Annotated in this window: 15 protein-coding genes and 1 pseudogene; 4 read left to right on the forward strand and 12 right to left on the reverse strand. The window is 63.0% G+C overall.

Annotation, left to right across the window (positions count from 1 at the left end; all coding sequences use genetic code 11):
* Positions 1-39: 39 nt before the first annotated feature.
* From R2C4_RS12970 to R2C4_RS12980, 3 genes and pseudogenes are all read right to left on the reverse strand, one after another.
* Positions 40-1,101 (reverse strand): hypothetical protein, encoded by a 1,062-nt coding sequence (locus tag R2C4_RS12970; protein WP_141890953.1) that lies wholly within the window; start codon positions 1,099-1,101, stop codon positions 40-42.
* Positions 1,102-1,565: 464 nt separating this feature from the next.
* Positions 1,566-1,844 (reverse strand): annotated as a pseudogene (locus R2C4_RS12975) (integrase core domain-containing protein); the annotation flags it as partial.
* A gap of 101 nt (positions 1,845-1,945) precedes the next feature.
* Positions 1,946-2,332, reverse strand: a complete 387-nt coding sequence (locus R2C4_RS12980) for a TniQ family protein (RefSeq protein ID WP_244940727.1) — start codon at positions 2,330-2,332, stop codon at positions 1,946-1,948.
* Positions 2,333-2,412: 80 nt separating this feature from the next.
* On the opposite strand from R2C4_RS12980, the gene R2C4_RS21580 reads away from it, so the two are divergent.
* On the forward strand, positions 2,413-2,631 hold the full coding sequence (locus R2C4_RS21580) for a nucleotidyltransferase-like protein (RefSeq protein WP_477218300.1): 219 nt from the start codon (positions 2,413-2,415) through the stop codon (positions 2,629-2,631).
* 565 nt (positions 2,632-3,196) lie between these two features.
* Here the strand turns inward: R2C4_RS21580 and R2C4_RS12990 are convergent.
* Positions 3,197-4,356, reverse strand: a protein-coding gene (locus tag R2C4_RS12990; RefSeq protein ID WP_141889259.1) for an IS3 family transposase whose coding sequence is annotated in 2 segments (ribosomal slippage) — positions 3,197-4,098 and positions 4,098-4,356 — 1,161 coding nt in all. Because the reading frame shifts where the segments join, the coding sequence is not laid out codon by codon here.
* Positions 4,357-4,432: 76 nt separating this feature from the next.
* Here R2C4_RS12990 and R2C4_RS12995 point away from each other — a divergent pair.
* Entirely contained in the window at positions 4,433-5,101 is a 669-nt protein-coding gene (locus R2C4_RS12995; RefSeq protein ID WP_167510257.1) for an AAC(3) family N-acetyltransferase, read from the forward strand.
* A 349-nt stretch (positions 5,102-5,450) separates the two neighbouring features.
* On the opposite strand, the gene R2C4_RS13000 is transcribed toward R2C4_RS12995, so the two are convergent.
* From R2C4_RS13000 to R2C4_RS13010, 3 genes are all read right to left on the reverse strand, one after another.
* On the reverse strand, positions 5,451-5,870 hold the full coding sequence (locus R2C4_RS13000; RefSeq protein WP_141890956.1) for a hypothetical protein: 420 nt from the start codon (positions 5,868-5,870) through the stop codon (positions 5,451-5,453).
* 46 nt (positions 5,871-5,916) lie between these two features.
* Positions 5,917-7,014 carry an AAA family ATPase gene (locus tag R2C4_RS13005; protein ID WP_141890957.1) on the reverse strand — a complete coding sequence of 366 codons (1,098 nt, stop codon included), beginning with the start codon at positions 7,012-7,014 and terminating at the stop codon, positions 5,917-5,919.
* Positions 7,015-7,339: 325 nt separating this feature from the next.
* Positions 7,340-9,637: an adenosylcobalamin-dependent ribonucleoside-diphosphate reductase gene (locus tag R2C4_RS13010; protein ID WP_141890958.1), complete on the reverse strand. Its 2,298-nt coding sequence runs from the start codon at positions 9,635-9,637 to the stop codon at positions 7,340-7,342.
* Positions 9,638-9,845: 208 nt separating this feature from the next.
* Between R2C4_RS13010 and R2C4_RS13015 the strand changes: the two genes are divergently transcribed.
* A complete protein-coding gene (locus tag R2C4_RS13015) occupies positions 9,846-10,277 on the forward strand; it encodes a DUF1489 family protein (RefSeq protein ID WP_141890959.1) in 432 nt (143 codons plus the stop codon).
* Positions 10,278-10,350: 73 nt separating this feature from the next.
* Here R2C4_RS13015 and R2C4_RS13020 read toward each other — a convergent pair whose 3' ends face one another.
* From R2C4_RS13020 to hisS, 4 genes are all read right to left on the reverse strand, one after another.
* Positions 10,351-11,028, reverse strand: coding sequence for a type 1 glutamine amidotransferase domain-containing protein (locus R2C4_RS13020; RefSeq protein ID WP_141890960.1), 678 nt, complete (start codon positions 11,026-11,028; stop codon positions 10,351-10,353).
* Positions 11,029-11,171: 143 nt separating this feature from the next.
* Positions 11,172-11,870, reverse strand: a complete 699-nt coding sequence (gene hisG, locus R2C4_RS13025) for an ATP phosphoribosyltransferase (protein ID WP_141890961.1) — start codon at positions 11,868-11,870, stop codon at positions 11,172-11,174.
* Positions 11,867-12,955 carry an ATP phosphoribosyltransferase regulatory subunit gene (locus R2C4_RS13030; RefSeq protein WP_141890962.1) on the reverse strand — a complete coding sequence of 363 codons (1,089 nt, stop codon included), beginning with the start codon at positions 12,953-12,955 and terminating at the stop codon, positions 11,867-11,869. Before R2C4_RS13030 ends, hisG begins: the two co-directional genes overlap by 4 nt.
* A gap of 2 nt (positions 12,956-12,957) precedes the next feature.
* Positions 12,958-14,445: a histidine--tRNA ligase gene (gene hisS, locus R2C4_RS13035; protein WP_141890963.1), complete on the reverse strand. Its 1,488-nt coding sequence runs from the start codon at positions 14,443-14,445 to the stop codon at positions 12,958-12,960.
* Between the two features lie 253 nt (positions 14,446-14,698).
* Here hisS and R2C4_RS13040 point away from each other — a divergent pair, with 253 nt between their 5' ends.
* The gene (locus R2C4_RS13040) at positions 14,699-14,893 is read left to right on the forward strand and encodes a SlyX family protein (RefSeq protein WP_141890964.1); all 195 of its coding nucleotides are present in this window, start codon (positions 14,699-14,701) and stop codon (positions 14,891-14,893) included.
* 62 nt (positions 14,894-14,955) lie between these two features.
* On the opposite strand, the gene R2C4_RS13045 is transcribed toward R2C4_RS13040, so the two are convergent.
* Positions 14,956-16,143: a sensor histidine kinase gene (locus R2C4_RS13045; protein ID WP_167510258.1), complete on the reverse strand. Its 1,188-nt coding sequence runs from the start codon at positions 16,141-16,143 to the stop codon at positions 14,956-14,958.
* Between the last annotated feature and the right edge of the window lie 8 nt (positions 16,144-16,151).

Raw genomic sequence — 16,151 nt, forward strand, 5'->3', positions numbered from 1 at the left:
GGGAGAAATCCAAGGGCCTGTGTTTGTCAGCCCGAAGGCTTACAGAACAGCCCGCGCGATGCGGAGCATCTGCAGGAGCTCGTATTCCGACTCGTTCAGCTTCACCAGCTGGCCGTTCAACACGGCGTAACTCTCATTGGCACCCGGCTGCGGAAGACGGTACAGGCTGATCAGTTCCTCCTGCGTCAGGGCTGCCGTCGGGGCGATCGGCACCCCGGCCTTCAGCTCTGCCACCTGTGCCATCTGGTTCACCAGCAGCAGCGAGGTGTAATCCTCCTCGTCGAGCAGGACCGGCATGCCGTCGATCAGGGCATACCGCTGGCCCTCAGGCGCGGGATCAAGACCGAAGAGCGTCGCAACGTGGTCCGACTGCAGCAGCAGAAGCCCGGGGTCCGGATCGCCATAGGATTCAGCACTGAGCCATGCGTCGCGGCGCTTGGCCCAGATCTCATCGTATCCATCGTGGCCGTAGGAGGCCCATTCGTCAAAGGTCACGCCTTTCTTGGCCAGGCCGGGCGGCACGCAAGGCGGATCCTTCTTTGCAAGGCCCGGCGGGCAATTGCTGTAGACGATCAGCTCATCGTCCGGGATGCCGGACGCCAGCAGCTGCGGCGTTGCCAGGGCGAGCGCTGCCGCACCCGCGACGCGCAGCATGTCGCGGCCCGCGGGGGCCGGTGCCGAGACGATGCGGCTGACGGCTTCTTCACGCTCCGCCGCGGTGAAGGCCCGGCGGCCCTTGGCGCCACCGCCGTTCCCCTCCGGTGCGTTCTTGGCACCGGCGCCGTTCTGCTTGCGCTTGGGTCCGCCCGCATGTTTGGGCTTGCCCTTGCCGGCGTGATCATTTCCCTGGCCCGGCTTGGCATGCCCATTGCCGGCATTGGCGTTCCCGTTGCCGGGGTTGCCATTGCCCTTCTCGGCGCGCTTCATGCTGCCGTGCCCGTTGCCATTGCCCTTGCCGTTGTTGCCCTTGGCGAGCCAGATCTGCTCGCTGTTCGCCGTGCCGAAGCCTGCGATGCCGCCTTGCGCATGGACCGGGGCAGCGGACAGGGATGTCGAAGTCAGAGCGAGCGCCACGGCGCTGCCGATAAAGAACTTATTCATGCCAATCTCCTTTCGTCTCGGACCTCAACGCGGCAATCCAGCGCCGCGTTCCCCCGCTCCGGACGTCGGGTGGAGCCTGCCGCCGCATGAAGTCGCTTTGCCCTGCAGGTGCTGATAGCGGACACGTGTGGGCGTCCTGGCTGCACGTGCGGAGAACGGCAGCAAGGTCCCGCTCTGCTGTCCTTCGGCCTTCAAAAATGCTGCGCGATCTACGAACGGCTGCAATGGCGAAGCTGCGCCGCGGCGTTCGGTCAGGCCCAAGGCGACAATCAAGTATGTTATGCAGGATTCTGCGAAGCCCGCTTTCTGCGCCCTTCTTCCCTTGACGCCACCCGCAGCATTGGACGTTGGCATCAGGCCGGATGGATAGTTTCTTTCGATGAGTTTGGACGTGAGCAGACCCACTTGAGTGGTCCAAATTGAAAGTGGACCTGTCACGTTTTAGTGCCGCCCCATGTGCTCGTTTAAGCCACTTTCTGTTCGAAAGCGACTGGGCTTTTCCAGCCTAAAGCAGAGTGCCGTCGGCGCGGATCGTAGAAGCCGTTTATGTAGTTGAAGATGGCCATCTCAGCGTCTCGGCGTGTTGGCCATGACCTGCGCCAGATCAATTCAGCCTTGAGGGTCTTGAAGAAGGTTTCCACTGCGGAGTTGTCATAGCAATTGCCCTTCCTGCTAATCGACGCCTGGAACCCATGCTGGCGCAGGATCCTCTGGTAGTCGTGCGAGCAGTACTGACTGCCCCTGGTGGCGGGTTATCGGTCTACTGGTCCCAGATCACCGTCTTCCTCGGCATTCTGCTCGTCGCTGCGGGGCTTATCCTTGGTTTCATTGATCACGTTACTGATCAGCGGCAGTTCAGAAAGCAGAGCGTGGTTGTGCTGGAGCACCGCGGGCTGCACCAAAGCGTTGATAACGTCTCCGCCAGCGCCTGCAGAGCAGCACCGGTTTCAGGCACCAGCAGCTGCAGTTCCCGGGCCTTGCCGTCCCAGGCATCACGCTGCCGCTCCATGAGCGGCTGCAGATGGCGCGGGCAAATCCTGACCGGAGCCAGCAGCCACTCCAGCCGCCCCCGCCGCCGTGCGTGGGGACGGCTGGCGGCACCTTCATCCTCGGCCAGGCAGGCAGGGCAAAAGCGAGTCACGGAGCCGGTCAGAAATTCCGTGGAAAACGCCTCGCCGCGCAGCTCAAAACGCCTGCCGTCCAGGCTGCGGATGGTGTTGTGCTCCACCACCTTGTGGTCCTGACCGGCCAGTTCACAGAGGTGCCGGATCGCGTCTGATTTCCCGGAGCCTTTCCTACTTCTTGGAGGGGATGCTCTGGAACGTGCCGACGCAAAACTTCAGCTGGACGTATCAACAGACGGTCGAGAACTGCCTGGCGTGGTTGGATAGTTGTGACCCGACCCAACTAGCGTGCGCCAACGACCTGCACTGGTTGATACGAGACGGGGCGAACGTCTGTTGGAACATGGCTGACTTCCATAAGACGATGGCGGCGTTGCGCCTGTACTGGAACACGAGCGGCCGCTGACTACAACCCATCCTGCCCTCGACCATCACAAGTGCTCCTTTGTGGAGGTAGCGGGCGCAGTTCTCCGCGACTTTCCCAAAGACAACGATGTTGTGGTAATCAGTCGCTTCCTGGCGGTTGCCATCGCGGTCGTTGTACTAGCGGTTGACTTTAACGATTTCCATTTGGCGTATTGTACCGCATACCGTGAAGCAAAAAGCACAAGAACCCCATCTTGGGGTTCTTGTGCAACGACATGGGATATTTCCCTCACCTGAAGGGCACCGGCCTTTCAACTTAACGGCTGGAAGTTCTAAGAGAGGAGTTCATCGAGCCGGCTGCCAGAGTCAACTGCGGCGATGGCTTCGAGGGTAGCCTGGAGCTATCCGCCACCGCCTGGGCCTTGGCTTCATCCGGCCAACGTCGGTGACCCGACGCTTAGATCTCGACCCTCAATGATTTGAGAAACAAATTTGTAACACACATTGCGAAACGCACTCCCTACTGTGAGATGTGCAAGATCTCGCAGCAGGGGATAAACTCTACAACGAGAGGCCAGGTGACCTGCCCCCCGCTGGTCCCTCGTTCATGAGGAGAGTCTGCGGGTTTGGTTTTGGTAATCGTCGGTCTCGGGCTTGGCAAGCGCGGCAGGCGCGGAGCCCTCAAATAGCTCAAGCGCCTGCCGCGCTTGCATTGGCGTTCTGTTCCCCAGCGAAGAATGCGGCCTGACGTTGTTGTAATCGTAGCGCCACAGCGCCAGCTTGCGGCGGGCATCGTCCAGGGTATCGAACAGCTCTTCATTGAGAAGCTCGTCCCGCAGGCTGCCGTTGAATGACTCGATAAAGGCATTCTGCTGCGGTTTTCCGGGGTCGATGTAATGCCAATCCACCCCGTTCCTGTCGGCCCATTTCAGGATTGCCTGGCTGGTGAATTCCGTCCCGTTGTCGCTGACAATGCAAGCGGGTTTTCCGTAGATCCGGACGAGCGCGTCCAGCTCCCGGGCAACGCGCTCTCCTGAAATGCTGGTGTCTGCCGCCAGGCACAGGTTTTCCCGGCAGCAGTCGTCATTCACGGCCAGGATGCGAAACTTCCGCGCCGCGCCGAAGCTGTCTGCCAGGAAATCCAGGGACCAGCGCTGGTTGGGCTGTGTGGCTTCGGGCATCGGCGTTCTCGAGCCCCGGGCGCGTTTGCGGCCCCGCCGCCGTTTCACTGCAAGACCCTCCTCCCGGTAGAGGCGGTAAAGCTTTTTGTGGTTCATGATCATGCCTTTTCGCTCAAGCAGCACGCCGATCCGCCGGTAGCCGAACCGGCGGCGTTTGCCAGCGATCTCTTTCATCTCCTGGCGGATCTCGGGATGGTCGGGCGGGCGTTTGCGCCGGACCGTCTTGGGGTCGACACCGACAAGCCGGCAGGCCCTGCGCTGCGAGATGCCATGATCCCGCATCGCAGTGAGCGCTGCCTCTCGCCGCTCCTTCGGTGCCGTCAGCTTTTTCCCAGCAGGTCTTTCAGAACCACATTGTCGAGCATCGTGTCTGCCAGCAGCCGCTTCAGCTTGGCATTCTCATCTTCCAGCGCTTTCAGCCGCGCCGCCTCCGATACCTCCATGCCGCCATACTTGGACTTCAGCTTGTAAAAGGTCGCCGGGCTCAGCCCATGCCGGCGGCACACCTCCGCCGTCGGCATCCCGGCTTCCTGCTCTTTGATCATCCCGATGATTTGCGCCTCGGTGTAACGGCTCTTACGCATTCGTCTGCTCCTACATAGGTTGGGCAGACTCTACATCATGGTGAGGGATTTCGCGGGGGGCAGGTCACGAACAATTGTGGAAAGCCTTCTCAAAGCGGTAGGTGAAACAGGTCTTGTAGGAATGCCCGGGTTCTCTTCCGACGCCTACTTTCCTGCTGGAGTTGATCCCTCCCGCTTGACCCAAGATAAGATTGCCGAAATCGAAGACGCGGTTCCCGGTTTCGATGTAGCGAAATCCCCAACGTCTGGCATGGGTGTCATTGCGGAGACTTTCAGAACCTGGCCGGGAACCCAACGCAGCGAACACCCGGCTGTATCGATCTGCCTCAATGGCAAGAAAGCAAATGACTTTCTCAAGGAACACAGCCTCGCGTGGGCAACGGGAGAGAAAACGCCCCTTGGGAAGCTCCGTGATCGCTCTGCCATGAAGATCTTGCTGATCGGGGTCGGCTGGAACCGATGCTCGGCCCTTCACACAGCCGAGACCTTTGCACAACATAAGCGGACCAAGACGCGGCGCTTCAAGAACGGTGGCCCCAACGGATCATGGATCGAAACACCCGACGTGGCAGATGATATGAACCGGCTGTTTCCTGCAGTGGGTGAGGCGTTCGAAAAGACCGACGCTGTTTCTTTCGGGAAATTCGGAGGTGCGGATTGCAAGATATGCGATTTTCGATCTCTAGTCGATTTTGCCTCTGACTGGATTGACTGCGCCAACAAAAGAAGCGGTGATCTCAGCTAGCTGAACTGTGCTGCGCAATGGCAGCTTAGTCCCGCACTGTGTGAGCTCACCAGCTGCAAAACCTCGCAGTCGCAGCGAACGACCGTAACGGCGGGCCGCGCCGCAGCAGAAAACCTCGGCTGGCTGCGTCAACGGCCGAGTTTGCAATGGGCGCTTCCTGCGCAACGCTGACATTCCTGCTAAGCCCAGCGTCATCTGTGCTGAACCACGCCATCTCCTACGCCAAGTGGGATGTCCGAATACGGGAAGTTGGCTACCAGCCTTCACGCCTACAGCATGTCTACAAGCAGTAGGAGACACTTAAAGGCTCAGAGCATGCCACCATAAGCAATTAGGGGTGCTGCTCCTGCTAAGATCGAGACCTCAATAGCCGCACCGCGCAGGCATCGCATGTGGTTGTTAGCCAGCCGCCGAGGGATTTCTTCTGGGCCGACCGAGTACCGCAATGCTCACAGGTCTTCGCAGCTTCCATCTGGGCCTGAGCTATCCGATAGGCGGTGCGCTCGTTGCCGCCGCGCTCATAGAACCGCAACTCACCCAGTTTCTGTTTAACCTGCTGCGCCCGGAAGCGTGTCAGACCATCCTCACGTATGATGTCGGCGAGATCTGCACTAAGGCGCTCAATCAGAGGATACCAGCCCTCGCCACAGGCGAAGCCCCAAGCGAGGCTTGTCTTCTTGATGCTCCAAGGCGGAGGCCCATACACCTCGGGAAACCGCTCCATGATGCGCTGCGCTTCAACAGTGATGTAATGATTTCGGCTGGCCATATGCGGCTCCTTCCAACAAAGCTCTACGTTTAAAGAAATTGCATGTTCAATGAAGAAGCCGAGCCGCCTCCAACGCTTCCCCCCGAGTGAGCATCCGGATGACATGCCGCAGGCTCAACGGCGCTGTCTGACCAGAAATCTCCAGCACCTCGACTACGGCCTCGACAGACGCTTGTGCCAACCCGCGCCTGCCACCCTCACGGCGGGCAAAGGCTACCAGGTCAGGCACCGGGACAGGTGACAGCTTTATGACCTCCAGGCGGCTTAACAGAGGAGCTGGCAAGGTTGTTAAGGTGTTGCTGGTCAGCACCCAGCTGATCCAGGACATGTCGAACCCGACCTGATAGTAGGGGCATTGCCATGATGCCGCCGAAGATGGCTCCAAGAGGGACAGCAGTCCCTCGGCAAGTCCAAAGCTGTTCCCTTTTGTCGAAGTCGCAACTCCCGCCTTCTCCACCTCATCCACAACGACAATCGGGTTCGCGATCAGGTGCTTCAGGATCGTCATCAAAGGGCGTCCCGGCTGTGCGTTGGCCCAGCCGCGCTGGGAGCCCACGATGCCGAACGACGCCTGCTCTGCCGTCGCCTCTACGCCACAGCGGGGCACACCAAGTGCTGTGCTCAGCTGACGGGCCCACATGCTCTTGCCAATTCCCGGGGGTCCGTCCAGCAGCACCGGAGGCAAGCGAAAGCCCGAATCCCCATTGCGGACTGATCGCCGCATCGATTTCCAAAGGAGATCCGTCGCAGGTGCCATCCAGGGCATGTCGGCATGAATACCAGCGGCGATTTCATCCACTTGGTCTTCTGTCCGGATCCTGATCAGGCTCACCCCGTTGCGCAGAACCTCGAGTGCCCTTCGGTCATCGCGCTTCAGGTGGGCGAGGCCTGCAGCCGCGTCCCGCCGCTCCGCCAGCCTGATCACCCGGCGGTCTATGCGGTCCTGAACTTCGCGCTCGAAACGAACCTGCATCAAGTCTGTTTCCCACCGCAGGACGTCCTCCGGATCCTCCGGTTCCGGAGGCACAACGCCGCGCTCTGATACGCGCCGCTCTTTCAGAAACCGCTCCAGGCGCCGCCGTATTGCCCGACGTTCTTTGTCGGCATCTAGGAACTCTGCGTCGATGAATTTGATCTTGGACATAGCTGGCCCTTTCCCGGCGCACTGCGCCGTCTGGCTCCCGATTGCACAGGCTGTGCTCGGGTAAGTGAAGGAAAGAACCTGGCCAGGTTTGCACTTCAGTCCTGCTCATAACAGCGGCTTCAGTCAACAGGCTGAGCGGGCTTGTTCAGGCGAACCGGTCTCGTCAGCAGGCAAAAGGCAACCGCCCCCTATGCCATTGTTTTAAAAAGAAACCACCGGCCGCGTCGCGGCCGGTGGTCATTAAACCCGTGTCGGAATGGTCAGAAAACCCCAAAATGGGCACGTTTTCGCGGGTCATACACCGAACAACAGCACTGCTTACCCCTCACCCGCACTTCGAGTGGCCGCAGCTGCGGCAGGTCATGCAGCCTTCGACCATCTGCATGTCGTACTGGCCGCAGCTTGGGCAGGCCTTGCCGCGGGGCTGGTTCAGGTTCACCACTTGCGCCTGCGGGTCGGACTTCAGGCCCATGCCCTCGCCCTCCAGGAAACCGGTCTTGACCAGATGCGTCTCGATCACGCCGCCGATCGCGGCCAGGATCGAGGGGATGTACTTGCCCTGCACCCAGGCACCGCCGCGCGGGTCGAACACCGCTTTCAGCTCCTCGACCACAAAAGACACGTCGCCGCCGCGGCGGAACACCGCCGAGATCATCCGGGTCAGCGCCAGGGTCCAGGCATAATGCTCCATGTTCTTGGAATTGATGAAGACCTCGAACGGGCGGCGGTGGCCGTTGATGATGATGTCGTTGATGGTCAGGTAGATCGCGTGCTCAGAATCCGGCCACTTCAGCTTGTAGGTATGGCCCTCCAGCGACTGCGGGCGGTCCAGAGGCTCGGACATGTAGACGACCTCGGCCCCGTTCTCGTCGAAATCGCTCTCATGCGGCGCCTTGGCGGTCTCGCCCGGCGCGGTATCGGCGCTCTCGCTCACCGTCAGGACCGATCCGGTCACGTCATTCGGGCGGTAGGTGGTGCAGCCCTTGCAACCCTGGTCCCAGGCCTGCATGTAGACGTCCTTGAAGTCGTCGAAAGAGATGTCTTCCGGGCAGTTGATGGTCTTGGAGATCGACGAGTCGATCCATTTCTGTGCCGCCGCCTGCATCTTTACGTGGGCCGCGGGCGAAAGCGTCTGGGCGTTGACGAAGTAATCGGGCAGCTTGGCGTCGGCGCCGAACTTCTCGCGGAACATCTGAACCGCGTAGTCGACCACTTCCTCCTCGGTGCGGGAGCCGTCCTTCTGCAGCACCTTGCGGGTATAGGCATAGGCAAACACCGGCTCGATACCCGAGGACACGTTGCCTGCATAAAGCGAAATGGTGCCGGTCGGCGCGATCGAGGTCAGCAGCGCGTTGCGGATACCGTGCTCGCGGATGGCGTCGCGCACGTCCTCGTCCATGTTCAGCATGTTGCCGGAGTTCAGGTACTTCTCGGCATCAAACAGCGGGAAGGCGCCCTTTTCCTTGGCCAGGTCCACCGACGCCAGATAGGCGGCGCGGGCGATCGCGTGCAGCCATTCGTCGGTCTGACGCGCCGCCTCGTCGGAGCCGTATTCCAGCCCCAGCATCAAGAGCGCATCGGCGAGACCGGTGACCCCCAGGCCGATCCGGCGCTTGTTCCGGGCCTCCTCCGCCTGCGCGTCCAGCGGGAACTTGGACACGTCGACCACATTGTCCATCATGCGTACCGCGGTGGCGACCAGCTCCTGCATCGCGTCCTGGTCCAGATGCGCGTCTTTTTCAAACGGGCTGGCCACCAGCCGCGCCATGTTGATCGAGCCGAGCAGGCAGGCGCCGTAGGGCGGCAGCGGCTGCTCGCCGCAGGGGTTGGTGGCGCAGATGGTCTCGATGTAGTTGAGGTTGTTGGCCTTGTTGATGCGGTCGATGAAGATCACGCCCGGCTCGGCATAGTCATAGGTCGCCTGCATGATCTTGTTCCACAGGTCGCGCGCCTCGACGGTGTGATAGACCTTGCCGTCGAACTGCAGCTCCCAGGAGCCGTCAGCCTTCACCGCTTCCATGAAGGCATCGGTGACCAGCACCGACATGTTGAACATGCGCAGGCGCGCGGCGTCGGATTTGGCGGTGATGAACTGCTCGATATCCGGGTGGTCGCAGCGCATGGTCGCCATCATTGCGCCGCGGCGCGAGCCGGCAGACATGATGGTGCGGCACATCGCGTCCCACACATCCATGAACGACAAGGGACCGGAGGCATCCGCAGCCACGCCCTTCACATCGGCGCCGCGCGGCCGGATGGTCGAGAAGTCATAGCCGATGCCGCCGCCCTGCTGCATCGTCAGCGCCGCCTCTTTCAGCATGTCGAAAATGCCCGACATGCTGTCCGGGATGGTGCCCATCACAAAGCAGTTGAACAGGGTCACCTGACGCGCGGTGCCTGCGCCCGCGGTGATCCGGCCCGCGGGCAGGTATTTGAAATCCTCCAGCGCGGCATAGAATTTCTCTTCCCACGCGTCCGGCTTTTTCTCCGCCCGCGCCAGATCCCGCGCGATCCGCCGCCAGGTGTCCTCGACGGTCACGTCGATCGGCGCGCCATCGGCCTGCTTGAAACGGTACTTCATATCCCAGATCTGCTCGGCGATGGGGGCGGCAAAGCGGCTCATATGTCGGTCCTTTGAGTCGTACTTGTGTCGTGTTGGCGTCCAAGCGCCGGAAAAGCGGCTCCGGCACCGGGGATTTCCCCCGGCAGCGAATCCGCAAATTGTTAATGCTTTCTTGCAGCAAAAGCGTGGAGGAACACAATACCTTGAAGCCAGCGATCAGTAAACTACTATATACTGTCAGAACTCTGGACGACTCTGTGGGGAACCTGTGGATAAACGCGTGAATCTTGTGAAGCTTTCGGTGGGCACCGAAAGCGTCGAAAGCCTGAAGGCCTGGCAAGCGATGCGCCGCAAAGACCTGCCCGGCGGCCTGCCCCGCCATGTCACCCGCATGTGGCCCAAGCGCGAGGCCGAAATCCTGAACGGCGGCTCGATCTACTGGGTGATCAAGGGGCTGATCCAATGCCGTCAGCGCATCCTGCGGCTCGATGAGGTGACGGGCGAGGACGGCATCCGCCGCTGCGCCATCGTGCTGGATCCGGAGATCCACCGCACCCATACGGCGCAAAAACGCCCGTTCCAGGGCTGGCGCTACCTGAAGCCCGAAGAATCGCCCGCTGACCTGCCCGCAGGCAAAAGCCAGGAAGAGCCGCTGCCGCCGGAGCTGTCGCAGGCGCTGGCCGAAATCGGCGTGATCTGAGCCCCCTGCCCCGGTCCTGGCGGCAGCCGCCAGGGCAGACGGCGCCCCGCCTGCCCCGCAGCCCCGGCCGGGATTACTTCAGCAAGGCCAGCAGTTCCTTGGCGGCCGCTTCCGAGGAGGCCGGGTTCTGGCCGGTGACCAGCTTGCCGTCGACTTCGACGTAAGAGGCCCAGTCATCGCCCTTGCGGTAATCGGCGCCTTTGTCCTTCAGCATGTCTTCGACCAGGAAGGGCACCACATCCGTCAGGCCCACACCCTCTTCCTCGCCATTGGTGAAGCCGGTCACGCGGCGGCCCTTGACCAGCGGTTCGCCATCGCTGCCTTTGACGTGGCGGAAAACACCCGGCGCGTGGCAGACGGCCCCGATAGGCCGGTCCGCGGCGGCAAAGCTTTCCAGCAGTTTGCGGCTGTCCGCACTCTCGGCCAGATCCCACAGCGGGCCGTGGCCGCCGGGATAAAAGACCGCATCGAACTGACCCGCATCGACACCGGACAGTTTCACCGTATTGGCAAGCGCTTTCTGGGCGGCATCATCCTGCTTGAACCGCCGGGTGGCATCGGTCTGGGCGTCCTCAGAGTCCGATTTCGGGTCCAGCGGCGGCTGGCCGCCTGCGGGCGAGGCCAGGGTGACCTCGGCGCCGGCATCGCGCAGCACGTAATAGGGCGCGGCGAATTCCTCCAGCCAGAAACCGGTTTTCTCCCCGGTGTCCCCCAGCTGATCGTGCGACGTCAAAACCATTAGTATCTTCATAGCCTGTCCTTTCAGTTGGAGTGTACCCCACCCCAGCTAAGGCCGGCGCCGCGGATTTAAACCCGGGCGCCGGAGAAAGGCATCACGCTATGATCACGGTTTCTTGAGCGTATGGCACTGGCGGTGAAGTCAGGCCGCCGCGCTCAGACGCGCTTTTCCAGGAAATCCAGCAGCGTATTCAGCGCCGCCTTGTCCTGTGCCGCGTATTTCGCCACCCGGCTGCGCCACAGGGTCGCCTGCGACTTCAGCACCAGGCCGTCGCTCAGCAGCTTCAGGTGGTTGGCCCGCAGCGTCTCGCCGGTGGAGGTGATATCGGCCACCATCTCGGCGGTTTCGTTCTTCACCGTGCCCTCGGTTGCGCCCTGGCTGTCGACCAGCTGGTAATCCGCCACCCCGGCATCGGTCAGGAACTCCCGCACCAGCCGGTGGTACTTGGTGGCGATCCGCAGCCGGTGGCCATGCTGCGCCCGGAACGCCGAGGCAACCGCGTCCAGATCATCCAGCGTGTCCACGTCGATCCAGAACTGCGGCACCGCCAGCACCAGGTCGGCATGGCCGAACCCCAGCTCCGCCAGCTCCTCGACCTGCTGTTCGAACCGCGGCAGCTTCTCCTGCACCAGATCGGTGCCGGTAACGCCCAGGTGAATGCGCCCCGCCGCCAGCTCGCGCGGGATCTCCCCCGCCGACAGCAGCACCAGCTCCATGTTCGACACGCCCTCGACCGCGCCGGCATATTCCCGGTCGGAGCCGGTACGCGACAGCGTCACGCCGCGCTTGGCAAACCAGTCGAACGTCTTTTCCATCAGCCGCCCCTTGGACGGCACCCCCAGCTTCAAGGTCATGCGCGGGACTCCTCCAGCTGCAGCATCAGGTCCGGGCGCAGAACGCCGCCCACTGCCGGGATCTCCGCGCCGTCGCCCAGCTGCCGGGTCAGAGCGTCATAGCGCCCGCCGCTGGCCACCGGCGGCAGATCCGGCCGCGCCTCGGCGTAGAAGCCAAAGACAAACCCGTCGTAATACTCCATCGAGGTGCGCCCGTAGGAGGCCTCGAAGTCCAGGTTCTCCACATCCACGCCGCGCGCCTTCATCGCTGCGGTGCGCGCATCCAGCCGGTCCAGCGCCTGGCTGATCTGCGGCAGGTCCACGGCAATGTCGTGCATCTGCTCCAGCGCATAAGGCACCGTTTCCCGCACCGCCATCAGCGCCTCCAGCGCCAGCAGCTCATGCTCGGCAATCGGCGGCGCCTTGGCATCCTCGCGCAGCGCCTCGACCCGCGCCTGCACTTCCGCCGCGCGGCGCTTGCCCAGCTCCACCGCGGAGCCGGTCAGATCGCCCTCGGTCGACAGCAGTTTTCTTCGGCTTTCCGGCACCGGGGCACGGCCCGCAAACCGGTCCAGCAAGGAGCGGAACCGGCGCGGCCGCCAGATGTGCCGCATCAGCGCCGCCTTGCGCTTCTCCGTGGTGTTGAGGCCCTGCACGGCGGCCATCAGAATGCCGATGTCGCCGGTCGCCGCCCGCAAGGGCAACCCGCGCACCTGCAGCGCAAACAGCGAAAACACCTCGGCATCCGCCGCCGCCGCATCGTTGCGCTCGAACACCTCATAGCCGACCTGCAGATATTCGTTGGGCCGGTCCGGAAAATGCTCCTGCCGGCGGAACACCTCGCCCGAATAGGTATAGCGCGCAGGCTCCGCCCCGTGGCGCATATGCGCCTCCACCACCGGCACGGTGAAGTCCGGGCGCAGCATCTGCTCGCCGCGCAGGGCGTCGGTGGTCACATAGGCGCGGGCACGGATGTCCTCGCCATAAAGATCCAGCAAAGTGCCGGCGGGCTGCAGCAATGGCGTGTCCACCACCTGCGCGCCAGCAGCCTCGAAGCGGACCCGCAGCTGGGCCGCGCGGGCCTGAATGTCAGAACGGAGCGTCATGATCAGCCCTGCCCGTCCAGGATTTCACGCACCTTGGCCACCAGTTCGCTGCGCGGCACCTCAAACTGGCTCGGGCGTTCCTTCCACTCTTCCAGGGTGGCGCTTTCGGCGATCTTGGCGCCCAGGATCAGGTCCTTGATCTGCACAACGCCATTGGCCTTCTCGTCGCCGCCTTCGATCACCGCGACCGGCGAATTCCGCTTGTCCGCATATTTCAGCTGGTTGCCGAAGTTCTTGGGGTTGCCCAGATAGACCTCGGCGCGGATGCCCGCATTGCGCAGCTCCGCCACCATCGCCTGGTAATCCGCCATCCGGTCACGGTCCATCACGGTGACCACAACGGGGCCTGTGGCCTCCGCCGTCAGCCGCCCCTTGGCGTGCAGCGCCGCCAGCAGACGGTCAACACCGACCGAGACCCCCACCGCAGGCACTTCCTGCCCGGTGAAGCGCTTGACCAGCCCGTCATAGCGCCCGCCGCCCGAGACCGAGCCGAACTGCCGCTTGCGGCCCTTCTCGTCGAGGATCTCGAAGGTCAGCTCCGCCTCGAACACCGGCCCGGTGTAATAGCCCAGCCCGCGCACCACCGAGGGGTCGATCTCGATCCGGTCCTTGCCGTAGCCGCCCGCGGCCAGCAGCTCGCCGATCTGCTCCAGCTCGGCAATGCCCTCCTGGCCGATCTTGCTGTCGCCCACCGCCGCGCGCAGGTTGGCGATGGTGCCCGCCGCCTCCGCCGCCTTGGAGGTCAGGAACGCCAGCACCGGCGCCGCCTGATCGTCCGACAGGCCAACGCCGTCGATGAAGGCACCGGAAGCATCCAGGCGGCCCTTGGTCAGCAATTCGCGTACACCCGCTTCGCCCACCTTGTCGAACTTGTCGATGGTGCGCAGCACGTCGTCGCGCTTGGCATCGCCGTCACCCAGGCCCATCGCCTCCAGCACGCCGTTCAGCACCTTGCGGTTATTGACCCGCACCAGGTAATCGCCGCGTGGAATGCCGACGGTCTCCAGCGTGTCGGACAGCATCGCGCAGATCTCCGCGTCAGCCGCCATCGAGGCGCTGCCCACGGTATCCGCATCGCACTGGTAGAACTGGCGGAACCGGCCCGGCCCCGGCTTCTCATTGCGCCAGACCGGCCCCATCGCATAGCGGCGGTAGGGCGTCGGCAGGTCGTTGCGGTGCTGCGCGTAAACCCGCGCCAAGGGCGCCGTCAGGTCATAGCGCAGCGCCATCCAGTCGCCGTTGCCGTCGTCCTCGGTCTCCTGCCAGGCAAACACGCCTTCGTTCGGGCGGTCCACATCGGGCAGGAATTTGCCCAGCGCCTCAACGGTTTCCACCGCCGAGGACTCCAGCGCCTCGAACCCGTAATGATGATACACACCCGCGATGGCCCGCAGCATCTCGCTGCGCTGGGTCACCTCCGCACCGAAATAGTCACGGAACCCCTTCGGCGTCTGCGCCTTGGGGCGGGGCTGTTTCTTCACTTTGGCCATCTGAGGCCTCCTCACGGGTAGCGGTTTCACTCGCCCGGCGGTCTAGCGGAAGCGGGCCGCAACAGCAAGACGAAGGCGGCGGAGGCAACGCCGCAGTTCATCGTTGAGACATAAGGGCTGCGCCGCCCCGTGGGGGGCGGATCATGCCGGAGGCATGCTTTCAGCATGACGCAGCCCGGCCTCGCGGCGGGGCGGTCCTTTGCTTTTCAACTCCGCTCCTTTAAGAGCAGCTTCAGAACCCAGGAGACACCTCATGCAGCATCTGGAAGAGCAAATCGCCCACCTGACCCGCAGCGTGGAGGAGATGAGCGATGTGATCGCCCGCCAGCAGCAGGAGATCGACGTGCTGACCCGCCGCGTCGCCATGCTGATGCAGCGCGAGGCCGAACGCCAGCAGGACGGCGGCGGCGGCGTGGTCTTCGCTGACGAACGCCCGCCGCATTACTGACGCCTGCCGCAAACGGCGGAAGAATTTTGGAATAAAATCGCTGCCCGGAGCGCCTGGCAGGCCTAGGCCAAGCCAAAGCCCTGTGCCGTCAGGCGCGTGGCAAGCTGCACGTTCTCGGCCTGGCTCTCCCCTTCGGCTAGGGCCGACAGCGGAACGTCCAGCTCATAGATCAGCTTGCCGCCCTCCACCGTCCGGCTGGCCTCCCCCTGCAGCATGGATGGCACGATCTGGGTCAGCAGCCGGGTGCCGAACCCGGTTCTTCCGGTGCCGTTCACCGGCATGCCCGGTTCATGGCAAAGATCCTCTTCCCACCGCAGCCGCAGGCGGTTCTGCGCGCCATCCTCCCCGCGGACAGACCAGGACACCCGGATGCGCGCATCCTCGCCGTCGGCCGCGCCGTACTTTTGCGCATTGGTCGCCAGCTCGTGCAGCGCCAGGCTGATCTGCTGCGCCGCTTCCGAACCGGTCGTCACCTCGGGACCGCTGACCGTCATCCTGTCGCCGAAGCTCAGCAGCACCGGCTCCAGCTGCGCCCGGACCACGCTTCCCAGATCCGCCGAGGCGCCGGAGGGCTCCTGCATGACGGTCTGGGTGGCAGAGGCCAGCGCGTTCAGACGCCCGGTGAAGGTGCTGACGAAGTCGGTCACGTCCGATACGCCGCGCGCGCTTTGCCGCGCCATCGACGACACCACCGCAATCATATTGTGGCTCCGGTGCACCGCTTCCCGCGCCGTCACCGCCAGTTTGGCATTGACGTCCCGCAGTTCGGCGGTGCGTTTCTCGACCAGGATTTCCAGCTCATCCCGGGCCTGCCGCAGCACGTCAAGGGTCTCCTCATGCGCGGCCACTTCCTCCAGCAGCCTGCCGTTGACATGCTCCAGTTCGCGGCGGCTCGGTATCGCGACAAGCACCGGAACCAGCTTGAACAACACCACCGCGGTGGTTGCCGAGACCAGCGCGGTGGCCAGCTTCAGCAGGCCTTGCGCCGGATAGGCCGGCCACCAAAGCGTCAGGATGGACACCGCATGGGTCAGGCCGCACAGAAGAATGAAGGAGGCAAACAGCAGCACCAGCCCGCGGTGTTTCAAGTCCTTGCGCTGCCGCAAAACCTTAAACAGGGCCAAGGGGATGGCAAAGTAGGCGAGGAAGATCAGAAGGTCAGAGCCGGCCCAAAGGATCAGCAGCCAGGGTTCCCAAAGCAGGCACATGCCGTGCGGCATGTACTCCCCGAAATCCAACAATGTTTGCACTGCGGCAC

The organism is Leisingera aquaemixtae, assembly GCF_006740765.1.
Classification (GTDB): Bacteria; Pseudomonadota; Alphaproteobacteria; order Rhodobacterales; family Rhodobacteraceae; genus Leisingera; species Leisingera aquaemixtae.

What these genes read in the sequence shown, in the direction of transcription:
- R2C4_RS12970 (WP_141890953.1), bottom strand. Translation starts at nt 1,101, where the DNA reads ATGAATAAGTTCTTTATCGGCAGCGCCGTGGCGCTCGCTCTGACTTCG.
- R2C4_RS21580 (WP_477218300.1), top strand. Translation starts at nt 2,413, where the DNA reads ATGCTCTGGAACGTGCCGACGCAAAACTTCAGCTGGACGTATCAACAG.
- R2C4_RS13000 (WP_141890956.1), bottom strand. Translation starts at nt 5,870, where the DNA reads ATGGCCAGCCGAAATCATTACATCACTGTTGAAGCGCAGCGCATCATG.
- R2C4_RS13005 (WP_141890957.1), bottom strand. Translation starts at nt 7,014, where the DNA reads ATGTCCAAGATCAAATTCATCGACGCAGAGTTCCTAGATGCCGACAAA.
- R2C4_RS13010 (WP_141890958.1), bottom strand. Translation starts at nt 9,637, where the DNA reads ATGAGCCGCTTTGCCGCCCCCATCGCCGAGCAGATCTGGGATATGAAG.
- R2C4_RS13020 (WP_141890960.1), bottom strand. Translation starts at nt 11,028, where the DNA reads ATGAAGATACTAATGGTTTTGACGTCGCACGATCAGCTGGGGGACACC.
- hisG (WP_141890961.1), bottom strand. Translation starts at nt 11,870, where the DNA reads ATGACCTTGAAGCTGGGGGTGCCGTCCAAGGGGCGGCTGATGGAAAAG.
- R2C4_RS13030 (WP_141890962.1), bottom strand. Translation starts at nt 12,955, where the DNA reads ATGACGCTCCGTTCTGACATTCAGGCCCGCGCGGCCCAGCTGCGGGTC.
- hisS (WP_141890963.1), bottom strand. Translation starts at nt 14,445, where the DNA reads ATGGCCAAAGTGAAGAAACAGCCCCGCCCCAAGGCGCAGACGCCGAAG.
- R2C4_RS13040 (WP_141890964.1), top strand. Translation starts at nt 14,699, where the DNA reads ATGCAGCATCTGGAAGAGCAAATCGCCCACCTGACCCGCAGCGTGGAG.